The sequence below is a fragment of the Micromonospora chalcea genome, assembly GCF_028768405.1.
Lineage (GTDB): Bacteria > Actinomycetota > Actinomycetes > Mycobacteriales > Micromonosporaceae > Micromonospora > Micromonospora chalcea.
On record NZ_CP118233.1, the window covers coordinates 1,908,956 to 1,929,941 of the forward strand.

Below are 20,986 nucleotides of genomic sequence, written 5' to 3' on the forward strand. Positions count from 1 at the left end.
CCGCGCCACCGGGCCCGCCGGCCGGATCAGCCGGCTCGGCCGGCGGCGACCTCCTGCTCGGTCAGGTAACCGGAGTCGATCAGGACGGACTTGATGTCCTCCTTGTAGACCGTCTGGACCGGCAGCAGGAACGCGGGCACGACCTTGACGCCGTTGTTGTACGCCTTGGTCTCGTTGGCCTTCGGCTCCTCCTTGCGCAGGAACGCCTCGGCGGCGATCACCGCCTGCTCGGCCAGCAGGCGGGTGTCCTTGAACACGGTGGAGCTCTGCACGCCGTCGTTGATGAGCTTGACGGACGCGACCTCGGCGTCCTGCCCGGTCACCACCGGCATCTTCTTGGCGCCGCCGCGGTAACCGGCGTTCTGCAGGGCGGTGATGATGCCCCGGGAGAGGCCGTCGAAGGGCGACAGCACGCCGTCGACCTTGCTGCCGTCGTTGTAGCTGGAGGTGAGCAGGTCCTCCATCCGCTTCTGCGCGGTCTCCTGCTGCCAGCGCAGGATGGCGGCCTGCTCGATCTTGGTCTGCCCCGACTTGACCTTCAGCGTCCCGGCGTCGAAGTACGGCTTGAGCGTGTCCATCGCGCCGTTGAAGAAGAAGCCGGCGTTGTTGTCGTCGAGCGAGCCGGCGAACAGCTCCACGTTGAACGGGCCGGTCGCGGCGCCCTTGGACCCGTCCTTGTTCAGCAGGCCGAGGCCGACCAGGAGCGCGTTGGCCTGCGCCACGCCCACCTTGTAGTTGTCGAAGCTGACGTAGAAGCTGACGTTGGGGCTGTTACGGATGAGCCGGTCGTAGGAGATGACCGGGATCTTCGCGGCCGCGGCGGCCTGGAGCTGGCCGCTGAGCGCGGTGCCGTCGATCGGGGCGATGACCAGCACGTCCGCGCCCTGGGTGATCATCTGGTCGATCTGCTGCGACTGGGTGGGGATGTCGTCCCCGGCGTACTGCAGGTCGACCTTGTAGCCCTTGGCCTGCAACTTCTCCTTCACCGAGTTGCCGTCGGCGATCCACCGTTCCGAGGTCTGGGTCGGCATCGAGACGCCGATCGTCAGGTCGCCGGGCTTGGCGGAGCTGGTGTCCGAGCCGCCTCCGGCGCCCTCGCCGCTGCACGCGGCCAGGCTGATCGCGAGCGCGGCGCCGCTGACTGCGGCCAGGATTCGTCTGCGCACGAGCGTCCTCTCCCCTCCGTGGGCCCCTGTGACACAGGTAACCGTCACGGCGAGTGTTAACGCTCACAAGTTGCCCCGTCAACCAATCGCGCGAAATGTGCATGTCTCTTTCTTGTAACAGAGACGGCGCTCCAGGTAGGACGCGACCGGACGTCGCGGGGGCGGCACGTCGTACCGCCCCCGCGACGCCTGAGCTCAGGAGGCGGAGCAGGTGGGCGTCATGCCCGATCCGCTTCCGTTGCCCTGGAACCCGAACTCGGCACTCTGGCCGGCGCCGAGCTGGCCGTTGTAGTCGACGTTCGTGAACCGCACCGTGCCGCTGTTACCGCTCGCGGTGGCGCTCCAGGTGTTTGTGACGCTCGCGCCGCCCGGCAGCGTCATGGTGACGGTCCATCCCCGGGTGCCCGACGAGCCGGCTGTCACCTTCACGTTGGCGACGAAGCCACCGGACCAGGAGTTCAGCGTCACCGAGGCCGTACACCCGCCCTGACCCGGCGGTGGCGTGGTCGGATTGTTGGGCGGCGGGGTGGTCGGGTTGTTCGGCGGCGGGGTGGTGGTCGGCGGCGGGTTGTTGGTGCCGGAGTTCAGCGCGTCGAGCACGGCGTTGTACGCCGCCTTCTTGTTGCCTGAACAGTCGAACAGCAGCGCGTTGTCCGAGCCGCGCCACGAGTCGCAGTCCCGCACGCCCCACACCGTGATGCCGGCGCAGCGCGACACCGCCAGGCAGGCCCGGGTGACGGCGGCGTAGATGTTCGCCTGGTTGCCGCCGGTCATCACGTCCAGCTCGGTGATCTGGACCTCCACGCCCAGGTCCGCGAAGCGCTGAAGATTGGCCTGGTAGTCACCGGGGATCGTGGTGCCCAGGTGCGACTGGAAGCCGACGCAGTCGATCGGCACGCCACGCGACTTGAAGTCGCGCACCATGTTGTAGATGCCGGTCGACTTCGCGTTGATGCCGTCGGTGTTGTAGTCGTTGTAGCAGAGCTTCGCGCCCGGGTCGGCGGCGCGGGCGGCCCGGAACGCGGCCTCGATCCAGTCGTTGCCGGTGCGCTGCAGGTTCGAGTCACGGCGCCCGCCGCTGCCGCCGTCGGCGAACGCCTCGTTCACCACGTCCCAGGCGTAGATCTGCCCCCGGAAGTGGGTGGCGACCTGGGTGACGTGATTGATCGCGGCGTTGCGCAGCGCGCTGCCGGACAGACCCTGCGCCCACGACGGCTGCTGCTGGTGCCAGAGCAGCGCGTGCCCGCGCACCGACATCCCGTTCGCGCGGGCGTGACTGACCAGCCGGTCGCCACCGCTGTAGTTGAACCGCCCCTGCTGCGGCTCGGTGGCGTCCCACTTCATCTCGTTCTCGGCCACCACGGAGTTGAACTCGCGGTTGAGCACCGTGGCGTACGTGTTGTCGGACAGCTTGTTGGTGGCGACCGCGGCGCCGAAGTAGCGGCCCTTCTCGGCCGCCGCCGCGCGCAGCGTGGTGCCGGCGCTCGCGGCCGGCGCCAGGGCCACCGCCATGCCGGCGGCGAGCGCGCCGGCCAGGATGCCGGTGGTCAGCAAGGCTCTCTTTCGTCTCATGCGGATTCCTCTTCCGGGGGTTACGCGATGGTGGTGGTGGTGCGACTCCCCCGACTCCGCGTCCGGTGACGGTGTCGGGGTACGACCAGCGCGGCTCGCCCGGTGAGCCTTGCGGCGCTCATGCCCTGCCATCGACTGTGAGCGATAACATCCCCCGGCGTCAACCCCTGGCGCCTACGGATAGACGTCCTCGTGCGCCTTGCGGTAGTCGACGATCTCGTCCAGCCGGCCGGCCGCGGCGTGCGTCACCCAGGCCGGGTTGCCGAGCAGCGCGCGGCCCAGCGCGACCAGGTCGAACTCCCCGTCCGCCAGCCGCGCGGCCAGGCCCGCCACCGACTCCGGGCCGCCCGCGCGCAGGAAGTCCCGGCGCAGTCCGACCGAGCCGACGGTGATCGACGGCAGACCGGTGAGACGCTTCGCCCAGCCGGCCAGGTTCAGCGGCGAGCCGGGGAACGCCGGCTCCCAGAAGCGACGCTGCGAGGCGTGCAGCACGTCCGCGCCGGCCTCGGCGAACGCGCCGAGGATCCGCGCCAGCTCGGCCGGGGTCTCGGCGATCCGCGCGTCGAACGCCCGCTCCTTGAACTGGGAGAACCGCACGATCACCGGCCGGTGTGCCGGGACCTGCTCGCGCACCGCGCGGACCACGGCCGCCGGGAACGCCGCCCGCCGCGCCGGGGAGCCACCGAACGCGTCGGTCCGGCGGTTCGTGTACGGCCACAGGAACTCGTCCAGCAGGTAACCGTGCGCGGCGTGGATCTCGACCGCGTCGAACCCGGCCCGGACCGCCACCCCTGCCGCGTCCGCGTACGCCGCCAGCAGGACGTCCGCGTCGGCGGCGGTCATCGCGTGCGGCGCGGGGCGGCCCGGCTCGCGTACCCCCGAGGGGGTCCACGCCGGAGCGCCGTCCACCGGCTCGCGCAGGCTGCCCAGGTGCCACAGCTGCGCGGCGATCCGGCCGCCGGCGGCGTGCACCGCCTCGACCACGCCGCGCCAGCCGGCCTCGGCCGCGCCGGGAGTCATCCGTGGCACGGTGTCCTCGTGGCCGGCGCTGGGATGGTCCACCAGCACGCCCTCGGTGACGATCAGGCCGACGCCCGCCGCGGCGCGGCGCCGGTAGTACTCGGCCATCTCCGGCGTCGGCACGCCGCCCGGCGCGCGGTTGCGGGTCATCGGCGCCATCACGAAGCGGGACGGCAACGACAGGCCGGCGACGGTGACCGGCTCCAGCAGCGGCGTCACCGGCGATGCGGTGTCCAGTGTCGCGTTCATGCCCCGACGCTAGGAGTTGACACCGGTGTCAACTGCAAGCGCTCAGGCGGCCGGATCCCGGGTGTCCTCGGTCACCGTCATGTCGGCCACCACGTCGTCGAGCACCGCGACGGCGTGCGCGAGCCGTGCCATCTCGGCGGTCATCCGGGCCCGTTCCTCGCGCAGCCGGTCGGTCAGCCACGAGGTGCGGATCTCCGGGTCGGTCACGCAGGGCAGCAGCTCGGCCATCCGGCGGCTGCTCAGCCCGGCGTCGAACAGCCGCTGGATGAGCCGGACCCGGTCCACCGCCGACTCGGCGAAGACCCGCTGGCCGCTCGGCGTGCGCAGGGCGGCGAGCAGGCCCTGCTGCTCGTAGTACCGGATGGACCGGGCGCTGACCCCGGTACGCGCCGACAGCTCCCCGATCCGCATCGCGCCTCCCCGCTCGCCGGACCTCCATCATCGAGCATGCCGCGCCGGTCAGGACAGCAGCTCGACGTACCCGTCGGTGCCGTGCACGCGGATCCGCCCGCCGTCGGGGATCAGCCGGGTCGCGTCCGGCACCGCCACCACCGCGGGCAGGCCGTACTCGCGGGCGATCACCGCGCCGTGCGTCATCAGGCCGCCGATCTCCGTCACCAGTCCCGCGACTGCGACGAACAGCGGCGTCCAGCTCGGGTCGGTGTACGCGGTGACGAGGATGTCGCCCGGCTCCACGTCGGCCCGGGTCAGGTCCGTCACGACCCGCGCCCGCCCCTCGACCACGCCGGCCGAGACCGCCAGCCCGGCCAGGGCGCCCGGGGGAACGTCGTCGCGCCGGTACGAGCCGTTGAGCGCCTCTCCGTCGGAGGTGAGCACCCGGGGCGGGGTGAGCGCCTGGTGCGCCCGGAACTCCCCGCGGCGCCGCCGGATCAGCCCGGCGTCGGCCCGCCCGGTGGCCGCGACCTCGCGGAACTCGTCGAAGGTGAGGAAGAAGACGTCCTCCGGACCGGCGAGCACACCGGCGCGCGCCAGCCGGCCGGCCTCGGCCGTCAGCGCCTGCTTGTAGACGGCGTAGCGGCTCACGATGTCGTACTTCGGGTACTCGCGGTAGCCGGCGAACGTGCGTACCCGGTCGATCATGCGTTGCGTCTCGGCGGCCTTGCGCTCACCGTCGGGCAGCGCGCGCAGGCGGTCCAGCACCTCCCGGGCCTTCGCCTCGGCCCGCTCCCGGCCCTGGGCGAAGCGACGCGCGGCGGCGCCCGGGGTGAAGGTGCGGACGTCGTCCAGGATCAGCGGCACGAGCGTGGCCGGGCGCTCGCCCCACCGTGGCCGGGTGATGTCGATCTCGCCCACGCAGCGCATGCCGTACCGGTCCAGGTAGCCATCGACGGCCGCGCGCGCCTCGACGCCGCCGGGCAGCTTCGGCAACTCGTCCAGGAACCCGTCGCCGGCGTCCCGCAGGAACGCCACCACCTCGGGGTACGGCCGGATCACGTCGGCCACGTCGAGCAGCGCCAGCCCCATCTCGGCGGTGACGTTGCCGGGCGCGGACAGCGTGAGCGTGTCGGCGGCGTCGCGTTCGCCGAGCCACTCCCCCAGCTTGTCGTTGAGCCACCAGGCGGCCTGCATCCCGGCCATGATCACCTGGGCGCTCACCGGATCGGTGAGCACCCGCTTGTGCTCGGCGAACGCCTCGATCAGGAAGTCGAACAGCTCCGGTCCGCTGCGGCCCTCGATGTCGCGGCGCAGGGCGGCGACGGACTCCCGGCTGCGCGCGACGAGGCCGGTGACGATCGCCGGATCGGTGTCGATCGGCGGCGGCCCGCCCGTCGGCGGCCCGGCCGGAGCCGGGTCCGGGTCCGGCGTCGCCGGCAGGACGTCCCGCGCCAGGACCGTCTCCAGCGCGTCCCGGGTGAGCGGGTCGGCCCGGCCGATCATGCCCAGGAACGCGGTACGGCCCGCCGGGGTGGCCAGGTGCGGTGTGGCGTCGACGAACAGCCGGCCGCCCGCCTCGTGCATCGGCGCCATGGCGGTCAGCCGCCACATCGACAGGCCCAGCGGCTTCATCGCGTCGGTCATCATCTGCTGGTGGCCGACCGACAGGTAGACGTGGAACGTCCCGTCGGCGGCGGCAGCCGGCACCGGGAACAGCGTGGTGATCGGCCGGCTCTGCAGGATGTGGACGTCGTCCCCGGTCACCGCCCACTCGACGTCCTGCGGGCAGCCGAAGTACGCCTCGATCCGCCGGCCCAGCGCGGCGAGGCGTACCGCCTGCGCGTCGGTCAGCGCGGGCTGGGCTTGCCGCGCCGGGTCGACGGGCGCCTGCCGGGTGCCGCCGCCGGGCGCCGCGTGCGTCGCCCGTGACTTCGCGCCGATCCGCCGGCCGACGACAGCGCCGTCGCGCACCGTGAACACGTCCGGGTTCACCAGGCCGGAGACCAGGGCCTCGCCCAGCCCGAAGCCCGCCTCCACCGAGACCACCCGCCGGTCGCCGGTGACCGGGTCGGCGGTGAACAGAACCCCGGCGGCGTCCGGGAAGACCATCCGCTGCACCACCACCGCCATGTCCACGGCGCGGTCGTCGATGCCGTGGCGCCGCCGGTAGGTCACCGCCCGGTCGGTGAACAGCGAGGCCCAGCAGCGGCTGACGTGCCGCAGCACCTCGGCCGTGCCGACCACGTTGAGGTAGGTGTCCTGCTGGCCGGCGAACGAGGCGTCCGGCAGGTCCTCCGCGGTCGCGCTGGAGCGCACCGCGTACGCGGCGTCCGCCCCGAGCGCGGCCAGCGCGGCGGTGACCGCCGCCGCGACGTCGCCGGGCAGGGCGGTCCGCTCGACGGCGCGACGGACCTCGGCGGCGGCCGTGCGCAGCGCCGCCGGGTCGTCCGCGTCCGCGCGGGCCAGCCGGTCCAGCGGGCCGGCCAGCGCCGGCGTCCGCGCCACCAGCCGGAAGGCGTCCGTCGTCACGCAGAAACCCCTGGGTACGCGCACCCCGTCGATCCGCGTCAGCGCCCCCAGGTGCGCGCCCTTGCCGCCGACCGCGGCGATCCGCGCCTCGTCCACCTCGTGCAGTTGCCACACGTACCGTCCGGTCATGCCGTGCCCCCGTTTTCGCAGCTCAACCCGCATCGGCCGATGATTCTGCGGCATCACCGGGGCCTTGCGGCAAGACCGGGGGTGCGATATACATTGATAGTGGCAAGGAGATCTGTCTCCTTGCCTTTCGTTATGCCGCAGCCTTTCGTTTTGGGCCGCACCACGAACCCCTGCCCTGACCCGCTGCCGTCACGTGAGTCAGATCTCCCCGCCCCGGGTGGAGTGCCGGGGGCGCGACGGGGCAAGAAGCGATCACGAGGCCGCGACGCGGCCCGGACGAGCGGGATCGGACGGGGTGGGGGAGACTCGGGCGATGAGCGGCGCTGACACCGACCCGCGTACGCGCGCCGACGTCTTCGCCGCCGACGGTGAGATCGGGCCGGACCTGGCCCGCGTCGACTGGTCCGCGCACCCGCTCGGGCCGCCGGACACGTGGCCGCAGAGCCTGCGGACCTCGGTGCGGATCCTGCTGTCCTCCCGGTTCCCGATGTGGATGGCCTGGGGACCGCAGCTGACGTTCTTCTGCAACGCCGCATACCGGCGGGACACGCTCGGCCGCAAGTACCCGTGGGCGCTGGGCCGCCCGGCGAACGAGGTGTGGACCGAGATCTGGGACGACATCGGTCCCCGCGTCGACACCGTGCTGCGCACCGGCGAGGCGACCTGGGACGAGGGGCTGCTGCTGTTCCTGGAGCGGGCCGGCTACCGGGAGGAGACCTACCACACGTTCTCCTACAGCCCGCTGCGCGACGACGACGGCAGCCTCGTCGGGATGCTCTGCGTGGTCAGCGAGGACACCGAGCGGGTCATCGGCGAGCGGCGGATGGCCACGCTGCGCGACCTCGGCTCGGACCCGAGCGTCATCCGCACCGAGCAGGAGACGCTCACGTTCGTCAGCCGCCAGCTGGCCCGCAACCCGCAGGACCTGCCGTTCACGCTCACCTACCTGTACGACCAGGACGGCGACGCCCGGCTGGCGGAGGCGACCGGGCTGCCGGCCGGTCACCCGGCGGCCCCGGCCACGCTGTCCCTCACCGACCCCGCCGCCCCGTGGCCGGCCGGCGCCCTCACCGAGGGCGACCCGGTACGGGTGACGCTCGACGGCCCGGCCTTCGCGGACCTGCCCGCGGGTGTCTGGCCCGCCCCGCCTGCCGAGGCCCTGCTGGTGCCGCTACGGCAGCAGGGCGGCGCGCCGTACGGGTTCCTGGTGGCGGGACTCAACCGTTACCGGGCGCTGGACGACGGCTACCGCGGTTTCGTGGAGCTGACCGCCGGGCACCTGGCGACCGGCATCGCGAGCGCCCGCAGCTATCAGGCGCAGCAGCGGCGGGCCGAGGAGCTCGCCGAGCTGGACCGCGCCAAGACCGCCTTCTTCTCCAACATCAGTCACGAGTTCCGCACCCCGCTCACGTTGATCATGGGGCCGGTGGACGAGCTGCGCGGCCGGCTGCACGACGCCGACGAGCGGGTCCGCACGGAGCTGGACGTCATCCGCCGCAACGGGCTGCGCCTGGGCAAGCTGGTCAACAGCCTGCTCGACTTCTCCCGCATCGAGGCGGGCCGGATGCAGGCCCGCTACGAGCCGGTGGATCTGGCCGCGGTGACCGCCGACCTGGCCAGCGTCTTCCGGTCGGCGATCGAGCGCGCCGGCCTCTCCTTCGAGGTCGACTGCGCGCCCCTGCCCGAGCCGGTGCACGTGGATCGGGGCATGTGGGAGAAGGTGGTGCTCAACCTGCTCAGCAACGCGCTGAAGTTCACCTTCGACGGGACGGTGCGGGTGCGGATGGACGCCGAGCACGGGATGGCCGTGCTGCGGATCTCCGACACCGGCATCGGCGTCCCGGCCGAGGAGATGCCGCGCCTGTTCGAGCGGTTCCACCGCATCGAGAACGCCCGGTCCCGCTCCGGCGAGGGCAGCGGCATCGGCCTCGCCCTGGTCAAGGAACTGGTCTCGCTGCACGGCGGCGACATCGACGCGGACAGCACGGTGGGCCGCGGCACCACCTTCACCGTCCGGTTGCCGTTCGGCGCCGCCCACCTGCCCGCCGACGCGCTCACCCCGGCCGGCGCCGGCCGGGCGCCCGGGTCGGCCGAGCCGTTCGTGCAGGAGGCGCTGCGCTGGCTGCCCGCCGACCCGGGCGCCGTCGTCGGCGAGGACGGGCCCGCCGCCACGGAGGGCCCGGTGCATCCGCTGCCCGGCGGCGCGCCGGCCCGCGTCCTGGTGGCCGACGACAACGCCGACATGCGGGAGTACCTCACCCGGCTGCTGCGCTCGGCCGGACACGAGGTGCACACGGTCGCCGACGGGCGTGCCGCGCTGGACGCCGCCCGCGCGCAGACGCCCGACCTGGTGGTCAGCGACGTGATGATGCCCCGGCTCGACGGCCTGCAACTGGTGGCCGCGTTGCGCGCCGATCCCCGTACGGCCGGCACGCCGGTGCTGCTGCTGTCCGCCCGCGCGGGCCAGGAGGCCTCGATCGAAGGGCTGGAGGCCGGCGCCGACGACTACCTGGTCAAGCCGTTCCCGGCCGCCGAGCTGCTGGCCCGCGTACGCGCCAACGTGGAGCTGGCGCGGCTGCGCAACCACCACGCGCGCTGGCGCACCGCGCTCGTCGACTCGCTGCAGGAGGCGTTCTTCGTCTGCGACGAGGACGGCGCCGTGGTCGAGATCAACGCGGCGTTCACCGACGTCCTCGGCTACGGGACCGAGGGCCTGCCCTATCCGCCGGTACAGCCGTGGTGGCCGGACCAGGAGGCCGAACCGGACGCGCACCGTCAGGTGGCCGCCGCGTTCTCGAGGCTGGTCGGCCAGTCCCGCGGCACCTACACCGTGCCGGTGACCCATCGCGACGGGCACCGGATCTGGATCTCTGCCGCGTTCAACCAGGTGGACGACCCGGACAGCGGCCGGCGGATGATCGTGGGCACGTTCCGTGACGTCACCGCCGAGCACTACGCGGTCCAGCGGGAGACCGCCCTGGCCGGGCTCGGCATGCGCCTGTCCCGGGCCGACGACCTCACCGACGCGCTGCACGGCGTGCTGGACGAGCTGCGCAAGCTGTGGCGGGCCGCGGGCGTGCTCACCGCCGTCTTCGGTGACCTGCCCACCCCCGACGTGACCGGCACCGACCCGGCGGCCCGGTGGGCGACGCTGCCCGCCAAACGCCGGCAGGCGTTGCTCGCGCTGCGCGACACCCCGCTGCTGACGCCGGTGGCGACACGCCGGCACGGCGCCGGGATCGCAGTCGAGCACCCGCACGGCACCATGGCGCTCTGGATCGACCTGGGCGAGAAGCGGCCCTTCACCGAGCAGGACCAGACCCTGCTGGCGCTGCTGGCCGGCCACATCGGTCAGGGGCTGCACCGGGTGCACCAGATCGACCAGCAGCGGGAGACCGCGCTGGCCCTGCAACGGGCGATCCTCGGCCCGGCGCAACTGCCCGCCGGCTTCGCCGTGCGGTACGCCCCCGCCGCGGTGCCGCTGAAGGTCGGCGGCGACTGGTACGACACGGTGGAGCTGCCGGACGGGCGCATCGGCATCGTCGTCGGCGACTGCGTGGGACACGGGCTGCGGGCCGCCACCGTGATGGGGCAGCTGCGCAGCGCGTGCCGCGCCCTGCTGTTGCAGGACCCCAGCCCGGCCCGGACGCTGGCGGCGCTGGACCGGTTCGCCGCGCTGCTTCCCGGCGCGTCCTGCGCCACCGTCTTCTGCGGCGTCCTCGACCCGGTCACCGGCCTGATGCGCTACTCCAGCGCCGGTCACCCGCCGGCCATCGTGGTCGGCGCCGACGGCACTCCCCAGCTCCTGCAGCACGGCCGGTCCCGGCCGCTGGCCGTCCGCGCGGGTGAGGAACGACCGGAGGCGGAGGCCACCGTGCCGCCGCGCGCCACCCTGATGCTCTACACCGACGGCCTGGTGGAACGCCGCCGCCAGCCGATCACCGTCGGCATCGCCCGCGCCACCGACGCCATCCAGCAGGGCCACCACGCGCCGGTGGAGGTGCTCGCCACCGAGATCATGGATCGGCTCACGCCCGACGGCGGCTACCACGACGACGTGGCGCTGCTGCTCTACCGCCATCCCGGGCCGCTGGAGCTGGAGTTCCCGGCCGAGTCGACGCGGCTGGCCGAGGTGCGTACCGCGCTGCGAGGATGGCTGGACCGTTGCGGGCTGGCCCCGGCCCACGCCTACAACATCCTGGTCGCGGCCGGCGAGGCGTGCGCCAACGCGATCGAGCACGGGCACCGCGACAACCCCGGCGGGCGGATCCGGCTGCGCGCCGCCGCCACCGCGAACAACCTGCGCCTGAGCGTGACCGACAGCGGTCACTGGCGGGAGCGCGAGCAACCCCCCGATCCGCACCGCGGCCGGGGGCTCGTGCTCATGCGCGCGCTGATGGACAGCATCAGCGTCACCCCGGGAGCGACCGGCACCACCGTCGACATGCAGGCGAGGATCACCGCATGAGCGCGTCCCTGACTCTCACCACGAGCGACCGTCCCGACGGCGTCCGCGTGCTGACCGCCGTCGGCGAGATCGACATGAGCAACGCGTCCTCGTTCGCCGACGCGCTGGCCGAGGGGGTACGGCCCGAGGGCGAACCCCTGGTTGTGGACCTCACGAAGGTCGAGTACCTGGACAGCGCCGGGCTGGCCGCACTGTTCCCGCACGCCGACCGGATCGCGCTGGTCGCCGGTCCGCTGCTGGAGCCGCTGCTGACCATCTCCGGGCTGGCCGACCTCACCACGGTCCGCCGCGCCTGACGCCGCCGCGGCGTCAGGCGCTGTCGCGGAAACAGGCGCTGTCGCGGAGTCAGGCGGCGTCGCGGACGATCACCAGCGGCGAGTGGGCGTGGTGCAGCACCGCGTGGCTGACCGAGCCGAGCAGCAGCCCGCCCAACGCGCCACGGCCGTGCGCCCCGACCACCACCAGCTGGGCGTCCTTCGACTCCTCGACCAGCACCCGGGCCGGGGCGCCGCGGATCGACCGCTGCCGCACCGGCACGTCGGGGTAACGCTGCGACCAGCCGGCGACAGACTCGGCGACGACGCGCCGGGACTCCTCGGCGAGCGCCTCCGGGTCGTACACCAGGGGCAGGATGTCGCCGGGGCCCATCGGGGTGGGGTACAGCCAGGCGTGCACCACGATCAGCGAGGCGCCCCGGCGGGCGGCTTCCTCGTACGCGAACCCGACCGCCGCGGTGGACAGCTCGGAGCCGTCCACGCCGACCACGACCGGGCCGTCGGCGCGTGCCTCGCCGCGCGTCACCAGCACCGGGCAGTGGGCGCGGGCGGACACCTGGAGCGTGACCGAGCCGATGAGCAGGCCGGCGAAGCCGCCCAGGCCGCGGTGTCCGAGCACGATCAGCGCGGCGTCGCGGGACTCGGCGACCAGCACCGCGGCCGGCGCGCCGTCGACCACCACGCCGGTGACCGGTACGTCCGGCGCTACCTTGCCGGCCTCGGCGACCGCCTCGGCGACGCACCGTTCGGCCTGGTTGCGCAGGCCGGCGCCGGCGGGCGCGCCCGGGGCCGGGGTGAGCGGCGCGCGGGTCAGCGGCCAGATGAACGCGTGCACCACCTGCAGCGGCCGGTTCCGGTCGGCGGCCTCGCGGGCGGCGACCCGGACCGCGTCCAGGGCGGTGGCCGACCCGTCCACGCCCACCACGACGGGGGCCTGCGAGTGGATTGTCATGACGCCTCCTTCACTGTCCTCAGCCTGCCCGTCCGGCGGCCGGCCGGGCAGGGTCCTGGGTCCCGGCGCGAGGGCCGTCGGTCCCGTCGGCCGTACCGGAGCGGCGGGTCAGCCGCAGCACCAGCCCGGGCAGGACGCCGATCGCGGCGCAGGCGAGCAGGTCGAGCGCGCTCAGCGGGGACGTGCCGAGCAGCTCGCGCAGCGGCGGCAGCAGCACGCCGGCGACCTGGAGGACCGCGGAGATCGCGACCGCCACCGGCAGGGCGCGGTTGTGCTCCCGCGAGCCGGGCGCCCGGGTCGCGCGGACGGCCAGCGCCACGCCGAGCTGGGCGAGGCCGAGCACCACGAAGACCACCGACTGCCACGGCCGGTCCGCCGCGGCGGCCCACACGCCGGCGCCGAGCGTCGCGGCGGCGATGAGCGCGCCGGTGACCAGCACGTCCCGGCCGAGGCCGCCGCCGAGCACGGACTCCTGCGGCGAGCGGGGACGGCGGCGCAGCGTGCCCGGCTCGGCCGGCTCCGCGCCCAGCGCCACCCCGGGTACGCCGTGGGTGAGCAGGTTGATCCAGAGGATCTGCGCCGGCAGCAGCGGCACCGGCAGGCCGACCAGCGGTCCGAGCAGCATCACCGCGATCTCGGCGACCCCGCCGGCGAGCGCGTAGCGCAGGAACCGGCGGATGTTGTCGTAGATCCGGCGGCCCTCGCCGATGGCGGTCGCCACGGTGGTCAGGTCGTCGTCGACGAGCACCAGGTCGGCGGCCTGCCGGGCTACCTCGGTGCCGCCGCCCATCGCCACGCCGATGTCCGCCCGGCGCAGCGCCGGGGCGTCGTTGACGCCGTCGCCGGTCATCGCCACGACGTGTCCCCGGTCCTGAAGGCCGGCGATGATGTCGAGCTTCTGCTCCGGCTGGGTCCGCGCGTACACCCGGGTGTCGGGGTGGGCGCCGCCCGGGTCGCCGTCGTCGCCGTTGGCGAGCGGGTCGCCGTCGCGCCAGAGCCCGAGCCGGCCGCCGATGGCGGCGGCCGTCGCCGGGTGGTCGCCGGTGATCAGGACCAGCCGGATGCCGGCCTGCTCGAAGCCCGCCGCGATGCCGGGTGCCGCCGTGCGCAGCGGGTCGCCGACCGCGACCAGGCCCAGCGGGCGCAGGCCGGTCGGCCGGGCCGGGTCCGGCAGCGTGTCGACCACGGCCGAGGCCACCGCCAGCACCCGCAGCCCTTCGGCGGCGAGCCGGTGCGCGGCATCGGTCAGCTCGGCCAGTTCCTCGGCGCCGGCGTCCATCAGCGGCGGCGCCAGCAGGTTCTCCGGCGCGCCCTTGCAGACCACGAGGTAGCGCCCGTCGCAGCGGCGGTGCACGGTGGTCATCCGGCGCAGGTCCTGGTCGAACGGGGCCTCCGCGACCCGGGGCCAGGCCTCGCGGGTGGTCTCCGGGTCCAGACCGCAGCGGGCCGCGAACGTGACGAGCGCGGCCTCCAGCGGGTCGCCGATCGCTGTCCATTCCGGCCGTTCGCCGGTCGGCGGGGTCAGCGTGGCGTCGTTGCAGAGCAGCCCGGCGCGGGCGAGGGCGCGCAGCTCGTCCGGGGCGCTCACCGGCTCGCCCCGGTGGCGCACCTCGCCGTCGGGCGCGTAGCCGGTGCCGGTCACGGCGTAGCGGTCGCGGCCGGGCACGACCGCGTGCTGCACCGCCATCCGGCCCTCGGTGAGCGTGCCGGTCTTGTCGGAGGCGATCACGGTGACCGACCCGAGGGTCTCCACCGCGTGCAGCCGCCGGGGAATGGCCCGGCTGCCGGCCATCCGGCGTGCGCCCAGGGCGAGCGCGAGCGTGACGACGGCGGGCAGCGACTCCGGTACGGCCGCCACCACGAGGCTCACCGCGGTGACCGCCATCTGCGTGACCGGGCGTCCGTCGAACACGCCGAGCGCGAAGACCAGCCCGGAGAGCACCACGGCGGTCAGTCCGAGCACCCGGCCGAGCGAGGACAGGCGGCGTTGCAGCGGGGTGGGCGCCGGGCGGGTCGCCGCGACCAGGGCGCTGATGCGGCCCAGCGCGCTCGCCGCGCCGGTGCGTACCACGGTCCCGGTGGCGCGGCCGGTGGTGACCACCGTGCCGGCGCTCGCCTCCTCCCCCGCGACCCGGGTCACCGCCACCGACTCACCGGTGAGCGCCGACTCGTCCAGGCTGAGCCGTACCGCGTCGGTGAGGTCCAGGTCGGCGGGCACCACGTCGCCGGCCTCCAGCCGGACCAGATCGTCCCGGACCAGGTCGGCGGCGGGGAGCACGAGGTCACGGCCGTCGCGGACCACCCGCGCGGTCGGCGCCGCGAGCCGGTCCAGCGCCGCCACCGCGCGGTCGGCGCGTACCTCCTGCACCACGCCGATCGCCGTGTTGATCAGGACGACCAGCACGATCACCGCGGTGTCGGGGTAGTCGCGCAGCAGCGTGGTCACCACGGCGGCGGCCAGCAGCAGCGCCACCAGCGGGTCGGTGAGCTGACGGAAGATCCGGCCGGCCAGCCCGCGCTTGCGTGGCGCGGCCACCGTGTTCGGCCCGTCGGCGCGCAGCCGGGCGGCCGCCTCGGCCGAGCCGAGCCCGGTCGCGGGGGCCGGAGAGATCTCGGTGGGCGTCACCGTGCCCTGCCCGCCGTTGATCACCACATTGCCCTCCATGTCGTCGCCGCCCGCGCCGGGCACTCCCAGCATGCCGGGTGCGCGGGCGCGGCTCGCAGGGCCGAGGGCCTGTCGGACCCGGGACCAACGGCCCCCGCGGTACGGGGCAGCGCGGCGTCCGACTCGTCGGTAACGTCCGTGCGGTGAACCGGACACGCAGCGCCGCCGGGCCGACACCCCCGTCCCGTCACCGGCCGGTCCGCTGGGCGCTCGCGGTGCTCCTGCTCGCGTCGGTCGGATGCGGAAGGGGATTCGGCGAGGAGAGCGGCGACGAACTGGCGCGCGACGTCGCGGCGGCGGAGGCGAAGCAGCTCAACACGGAGCTCGGGCACCGCAACCGGGTCCGCGACGCCGGGTCGATCGCGGCGGCCGAGATCGTCCAGCAGCCGCAGGGCACCGCGTTGGGCGATGACGAGACGGTCCGGCGGGAGGCCCTGGCCTGGTCCGGCCGCACCGCCAGAGACGAGCGGGCCACCGTCGACGTGCGGTTCGTGGTGACGGTGCCGGAACGACCGCCGGTGTCGGTCGGCGGCGCGAGCAACAGCGCCGGCGACGCCACCCGCTGCTACCGGTACGAGTTCCAGCTCTACCGCTACACGACGTACCACGAGATCGACTGTCCGAGCGGGGCCGCGCCCTCGCCACCCACCGCTGCGCCGGTGCCGAAGGTGCCCGAGGACGGGCGGCAGCGGCTCACCGCCGTGCTGCGTACCGCCACCCCGGACACCCTTGCGGGCGCGGTGCGGGCGGCGTTCCCGCAGGACTGGATCACCGTCGACACGACGGTGCACGAGGGCGCGCTCGTCGCCGCCGTCGGCGTACCGGCCGAACGGGACTGCCTCCTGCTCGTCCGCACCCCGGCCGGGAAGATCGAATCCCCCGGGTACGACCGGATCTGGCTGGAGCCGGGCGAGACCGGCTGCCGGACGGGCCTGTACGTCTCGCCGCCGCGCTGAGACACCAGCCCGGTTTGCCGCGCGACGGCCGGAGGACTGACCTTCTCGGGCCCGTGTCAATGTAGCGTTGACGAGTGAGCCTGGCCGACCTGTCCGAGATCGCCGCGACCCGGGTCCGGCTGGACGACCGCGAGCTGGACCTGATCGACCGGGCCCGGCACGACGGCGCCACCTGGGCCGACATCGCGCGGGCGCTGGGCCTGGGCAGCCGGCAGGCCGCCGAGCAGCGCCGGCAGCGTCTCGCGGCGGCCCGGCGGGCCCGCGTGACCCGGCTCGACCCGGCCGGCGCCCCCGACCTGCCCGTGCTGCGGACGGCGGTCGCCGACCTGCGCCGCTGGATCGAGACGGACCGCGCGTGGGACGGGCGCTTCCCCCGCGCGGCGTTGACGCGCCGTACCTGCGCGCTCGCGCTCGACGCCCCCGCCGGGCCGCTGTACGCGCTGGCCGCGCACCTCGCCGACGATCTCGCCGGGGCCGGACTCCGGCTGCCGCCTCCGGTACGCGACGCCGCCGGGCGCATCACGGCGACACTGTCAACAAGAAATTGACGTAGCTCCGAAGTGTTGCCACGCCCCGGCTCATGTTCCGAGGATGAGTCCTCCAGGCTCAACTCTCGGGGGACCCATGCGCCGCAACGCCGTCCTGTTCGTGGCCGTCTCGCTGCTGTCCGGCCTGGGCGGCAGCGCCATGGCCCTGGTCTCCGGCATCTGGATCCTGGACCTGACCGGCTCCACCGGGCTCGCGGCGCTGGCCGGTCTCTGCGTCTACGCCCCGACGCTGGCCGGCCCCTGGCTCGGCGGCCTGCTCGACCGGGTCCCCCGGCGTCCCCTGGTGGTCGGCGTCAACCTCGCTCTCGCCGCCGCGCTGCTGAGCCTGCTGGCGGTGCGCGGGCCCGGCCAGGCGTGGCTGATCTACGCCGTCTCGCTCGCCTACGGGATCGGATACGTGCTCGTCGACGCCGGCGAGACCGCGCTGCTGCCCGCCGCGCTCCCACCGGCCCGGCTGGCCGACGTCAACGGCTGGCGGTCGAGCGCGCAGGAGGGCGTGAAGCTGGTCGCGCCGCTGGCCGGGGCGGGCCTGTACGCGTGGCGGGGCGGGCACGTCGTCGCGGTGCTCGCCGCCGTCGTACCGGTGCTCGTGGCCGCCCTGTACGGCGCGTTACGCCTGGCCCGGGCGGCGTCCGCTCCCCCGACCGCACCCGCGGTGGGGCTGCGGGCCGGGCTGACCGCGCTCCTGGCCCGGCGGGCGGTACGCGTGCCGGTGGCGCTCGCGGCGGCGTCCATCGCGATGTCCGGCTTCACCACCGCGGCGCTGTACGACGTGGTGGTGACCGGCCTCGGGCTGCCGTCCACCTTTCTCGGCGTGCTGGCCGGCGCGCAGGGTGGCGGATCGCTGCTCGCCGGGCTGGTCGTCGGCCGGCTCGTCCGCCGCCACGGCGAGATCACGGTGGGGGTCGCCGGCGCGGTCCTGTTCGCGGCCGGCTGTCTGGGACGCTGCCTGCCGTGGTGGCCGGGCACGGTCGCCGCCTCGGTGGTGATCGGCGTCGGTCTGCCGTGGACGCTCGTCGCGGCGGTCACCGCCGTGCAGACGTACACGCCGCGGGAGATGCTCGGGCGGGTCGCCGGGACGGCGAACACGGTGATGTTCGGCCCGATCACGCTGGCCATCCCGCTCGGGTCGGCGGCGGTCGCGGTCGGCGGCCGGCCGCCGCTGGTACTCGCCGCCGTGGCGTGCCTGGCCGCGGCACTGGCGGCCGCCCGGCCGGGTCGTCAGCCCGCGGCCGGCGGGCCGGACAGGTGGCGGATCAGCTCCGGCCGGGAGCGCAGCCGAAGCTTCCGGTAGACGTTGCCGAGGTGGTACTCGACGGTCTTCGGCGACAGGAAGACCCGGGCCGCGATCTCCCGGTTCGTCAGGCCCTCCGCCACGTGCAGGGCGATCAGGCGTTCCTGGCCGGTCAGCCGGTCGACGGTCCGGTCGCCGGGCTCGGGCGGCCGCCGGCCGGTGGCGTCGATCTCGGTGCGGCACCGCCGCGCCCAGCCCTGCGCGCCGAGCACCTCGAACAACCGCAGCGCGGCGTGCAACTGGACCCGCGCGTCCCGGCGGCGCCGGGCCCGGCGCAGCCGCTGCCCGTAGCTGAGCAGCGTCCGGGCCCGTTCCAGCGGGACGACGGCGGGATCGCACCGGGCCAGCGCCGCCGCGAAGACCTCGTCCAGGTCCGGTTCGCCGGCGAGCAGGCCCTCGACGCGCGCGGCGGCGGCGCGGGCGGCGGCACCGCCGGCCCCGGCCAGGTCGCGCAGCCGCCGCGCCGACCGCTGCGGGTCGGACAGGTGCGCGTACGCCTCGGCCAGCTCGGCCGCGACGGGCAGCCACCCCGGTTCGGCGATGCCGCCGTCGCGCTGGGCCCGGCGGACCCGTTCCAGCTCGGTCACGGCGTCCTGCCAGCGCGCCCCCACCACCGCCGCGATTCCGGTGGCGTAGCGGAGCCGGACCTCGATCTCCCGGAACTCGCCCGGCAGGAGCCGGCGGGCGTCCTCGACGTGCGCGAGCGCCTCCGGCTCCTCGCCGAGCAGCGCCTCCACCAGGGCCAGCGCGGCCAGCGCCTCCGCCCGCAGCACCGGAAGCGCCACCTGCTCGGCGATCCGGACCGCCTCGGCGGCGGCCTGGTACGCCGCGTGCAGCCGGCCGGTGCGCCACTCCAGCCCGGCGAGCCGGGGCAGGGCGTACGCCAGCAGGAACACGTCGTCTGCGGCGCGGGCCCGGTCGATCTCCGGTTCCAGCAGCGCCCGCGCGGTGTCGTGGTCCCCGAGCCAGCAGAACACCTCGGCCAGCTCCGCCGCCGAGCCGTCGGCGTGGCCGGCGCAGGCGGCGACCAGGGCACGGGCCGACGCGACCCCTTCGGGCAGCCCGGCCAGCACCTGTGCCGCGGCCAGCCGGATCGGGCCCTTCGGCCAGGTCGCGCCCGCGTCCGCGGCGGCCAGCTCGGCCACCCGCGCGCACAGCGGCACCATGCCGGTGACGTCCAGCCGCGCCCAGAACTGGTTGACGCGGGCGCTCATCAGCCGGGCCGCGCCGAGCGGATCCGCTTGCGCGTACGCCTGCGCGTCGGCCAGGTACGCCTCGGCGCCCGCCGTGTCACCGTGCTGCTGCGCCAGGTGGGCGAGCAACGGCTTGACCCGGCAGCGCAGGTCGACGCGCCGGGTCAGTCCGATCGCCTCCTCCCCCAGCGTGATCGCGTGCCGGCTCGCGCCGGCGTTGGCCCAGGCGCGCGACGCGGCGGCGAGCCGGGACGCGCGTACGTCCGGGTCCGGGGTGAGACGGGCGGACCGTTCGTAGGCGCGGGCCTCGGCCACCACGCCGCCCCGGCGTTGCGCCCGCTCGGCGGAGTCGGCCAGCAACGCGGCGACGCCCTCGTCGGGCACGGTGGTGGCGGCCGCGAGATGCCAGGCCCGGCGGTCGGCGGTGTCGTCGCCGGTGAGCGCGGCGGCCACCGCCAGGTGGGCGGCCCGCCGCCGGCCGGGGCCGGCGACCGAGTGCACCGCGGCGCGGGTCAGCGGGTGGCGGAACGTCACCTCACGGTCGGTCACCCGGATCAGCCCGGCGTCGACCGCCGGGTCCAGCACGCCCAGGCGCAGCCCGTCCGCCACCAGGATCCGCTCCAGCAGCGCCGGGGTGGTGACCTCGGTGACCGCGCAGGCGACGAGCGCACGCCAGGTGTCGTCGGGCAGCCCGCGGGCGTGCGCCAGGACGGTCGTCTCGATGCGTTCGACGAGCACGAGAGGCTCCCGCAGCGGCAGCCACCCGTTGCGGTGCTCCTCGGACAGCGTCGCCGGCAGCTCGGTCAGCGCGAGCGGGTTGCCGGCGGTGGCCGCCGCCAGGTCGGCGGCCACCCGGCGGTCGAGGCCGGCGCGCATGGCGAGCCGGATCGCGTCGTCGCGCGCCAGACCGGTCAGCGGCAGCTCCGGCAGGCCGGGCGCGGGGAACGCGGGGGCGTCGCGGGCCGCGAAGACGACGGCGACCCGGTCCGCGAGCAGCCGCCGGGCGGTGAACAGCAACGCCTCGGCGGAGGCCGGGTCGATCCAGTGCGCGTCGTCGACCAGGCAGAGCACCGGCGTGTCCTCGGCCGCCGTCGTGAGCAGGCTCAGCGTCGCCACGTACGCGGCGAGCCGGTTGACCGGACGGGAACTGCCGTCGATGGCGAATACGGTACGCAGCGCGTCGGCCTGCTGCGCGGGCAGATCGCCGAGCCGGTGCAGCAGTGGCCGCGCCAGTTGGTGCAGCGCGGAGAACGGCAGGTCCGCCTCGAACGGCGCGCCGGTGGCGTGCAGCACCCGCATCCCGGTGGACCGGGCGGCACAGTGCTGCAGCAGCGCCGTCTTGCCCACGCCTGCCGCACCGCGCAGCACCAGGGCGCCGCCGTGACCGTCGACCGCGTCGGCCAGCAGCGCGCCGAGCCGCCGGCACTCGTCGGCGCGCCCGAGCAGGGCGTCATCACCGGTGTCCGTGGCCGTGCCGACGGCACCGGCCGGCGCCGGACCGCTGCCCATGACCGCACGCTAGCCGCCGGTGTGGTCCGTCCGGGCGGGCGCGACGCGAACCCGACAGGGTGCCC

13 protein-coding genes are annotated in these 20,986 nt (G+C 74.9%); 5 read left to right on the plus strand and 8 right to left on the minus strand.

The window, feature by feature from the left end:
* Positions 1–26: 26 nt before the first annotated feature.
* The 5 genes from chvE to rph form a co-directional block, all read right to left on the minus strand.
* Positions 27–1,166, minus strand: coding sequence for a multiple monosaccharide ABC transporter substrate-binding protein (chvE, locus tag PVK74_RS08850; RefSeq protein ID WP_043323299.1), 1,140 nt, complete (start codon positions 1,164–1,166; stop codon positions 27–29).
* A gap of 195 nt (positions 1,167–1,361) precedes the next feature.
* The gene (locus PVK74_RS08855; protein ID WP_274478779.1) at positions 1,362–2,738 is read right to left on the minus strand and encodes a glycoside hydrolase family 10 protein; all 1,377 of its coding nucleotides are present in this window, start codon (positions 2,736–2,738) and stop codon (positions 1,362–1,364) included.
* Between the two features lie 174 nt (positions 2,739–2,912).
* Entirely contained in the window at positions 2,913–4,007 is a 1,095-nt protein-coding gene (locus PVK74_RS08860) for an oxidoreductase (RefSeq protein ID WP_064445616.1), read from the minus strand.
* Positions 4,008–4,049: 42 nt separating this feature from the next.
* Positions 4,050–4,418 (minus strand): MerR family transcriptional regulator, encoded by a 369-nt coding sequence (locus PVK74_RS08865; RefSeq protein ID WP_069088436.1) that lies wholly within the window; start codon positions 4,416–4,418, stop codon positions 4,050–4,052.
* Between the two features lie 48 nt (positions 4,419–4,466).
* Positions 4,467–7,061: a rifamycin-inactivating phosphotransferase gene (gene rph, locus PVK74_RS08870; protein WP_274478780.1), complete on the minus strand. Its 2,595-nt coding sequence runs from the start codon at positions 7,059–7,061 to the stop codon at positions 4,467–4,469.
* Positions 7,062–7,374: 313 nt separating this feature from the next.
* On the opposite strand from rph, the gene PVK74_RS08875 reads away from it, so the two are divergent.
* Both PVK74_RS08875 and PVK74_RS08880 read left to right on the plus strand, forming a co-directional pair.
* The gene (locus PVK74_RS08875; protein WP_274478781.1) at positions 7,375–11,529 is read left to right on the plus strand and encodes a SpoIIE family protein phosphatase; all 4,155 of its coding nucleotides are present in this window, start codon (positions 7,375–7,377) and stop codon (positions 11,527–11,529) included.
* Positions 11,526–11,825 (plus strand): STAS domain-containing protein, encoded by a 300-nt coding sequence (locus PVK74_RS08880; protein ID WP_043323291.1) that lies wholly within the window; start codon positions 11,526–11,528, stop codon positions 11,823–11,825. Before PVK74_RS08875 ends, PVK74_RS08880 begins: the two co-directional genes overlap by 4 nt.
* Positions 11,826–11,874: 49 nt before the next feature.
* On the opposite strand, the gene PVK74_RS08885 is transcribed toward PVK74_RS08880, so the two are convergent.
* Entirely contained in the window at positions 11,875–12,756 is an 882-nt protein-coding gene (locus PVK74_RS08885; protein ID WP_064445613.1) for a universal stress protein, read from the minus strand.
* A 19-nt stretch (positions 12,757–12,775) separates the two neighbouring features.
* The gene (locus PVK74_RS08890; RefSeq protein WP_064445612.1) at positions 12,776–15,454 is read right to left on the minus strand and encodes a cation-translocating P-type ATPase; all 2,679 of its coding nucleotides are present in this window, start codon (positions 15,452–15,454) and stop codon (positions 12,776–12,778) included.
* A gap of 110 nt (positions 15,455–15,564) precedes the next feature.
* Between PVK74_RS08890 and PVK74_RS08895 the strand changes: the two genes are divergently transcribed.
* The 3 genes from PVK74_RS08895 to PVK74_RS08905 all read left to right on the plus strand — a co-directional run bounded on the left by PVK74_RS08895 (position 15,565) and on the right by PVK74_RS08905 (position 18,219).
* Positions 15,565–16,377, plus strand: a complete 813-nt coding sequence (locus PVK74_RS08895; RefSeq protein ID WP_274478782.1) for a hypothetical protein — start codon at positions 15,565–15,567, stop codon at positions 16,375–16,377.
* Between the two features lie 74 nt (positions 16,378–16,451).
* Entirely contained in the window at positions 16,452–16,925 is a 474-nt protein-coding gene (locus PVK74_RS08900) for a hypothetical protein (RefSeq protein ID WP_113972961.1), read from the plus strand.
* Positions 16,926–17,001: 76 nt separating this feature from the next.
* Positions 17,002–18,219, plus strand: a complete 1,218-nt coding sequence (locus PVK74_RS08905; protein WP_113972962.1) for an MFS transporter — start codon at positions 17,002–17,004, stop codon at positions 18,217–18,219.
* Here PVK74_RS08905 and PVK74_RS08910 read toward each other — a convergent pair.
* Complete coding sequence (locus tag PVK74_RS08910; protein WP_274478783.1) at positions 18,147–20,921, minus strand: helix-turn-helix transcriptional regulator; 2,775 nt, start codon at positions 20,919–20,921, stop codon at positions 18,147–18,149. The genes PVK74_RS08905 and PVK74_RS08910 overlap by 73 nt on opposite strands.
* Between the last annotated feature and the right edge of the window lie 65 nt (positions 20,922–20,986).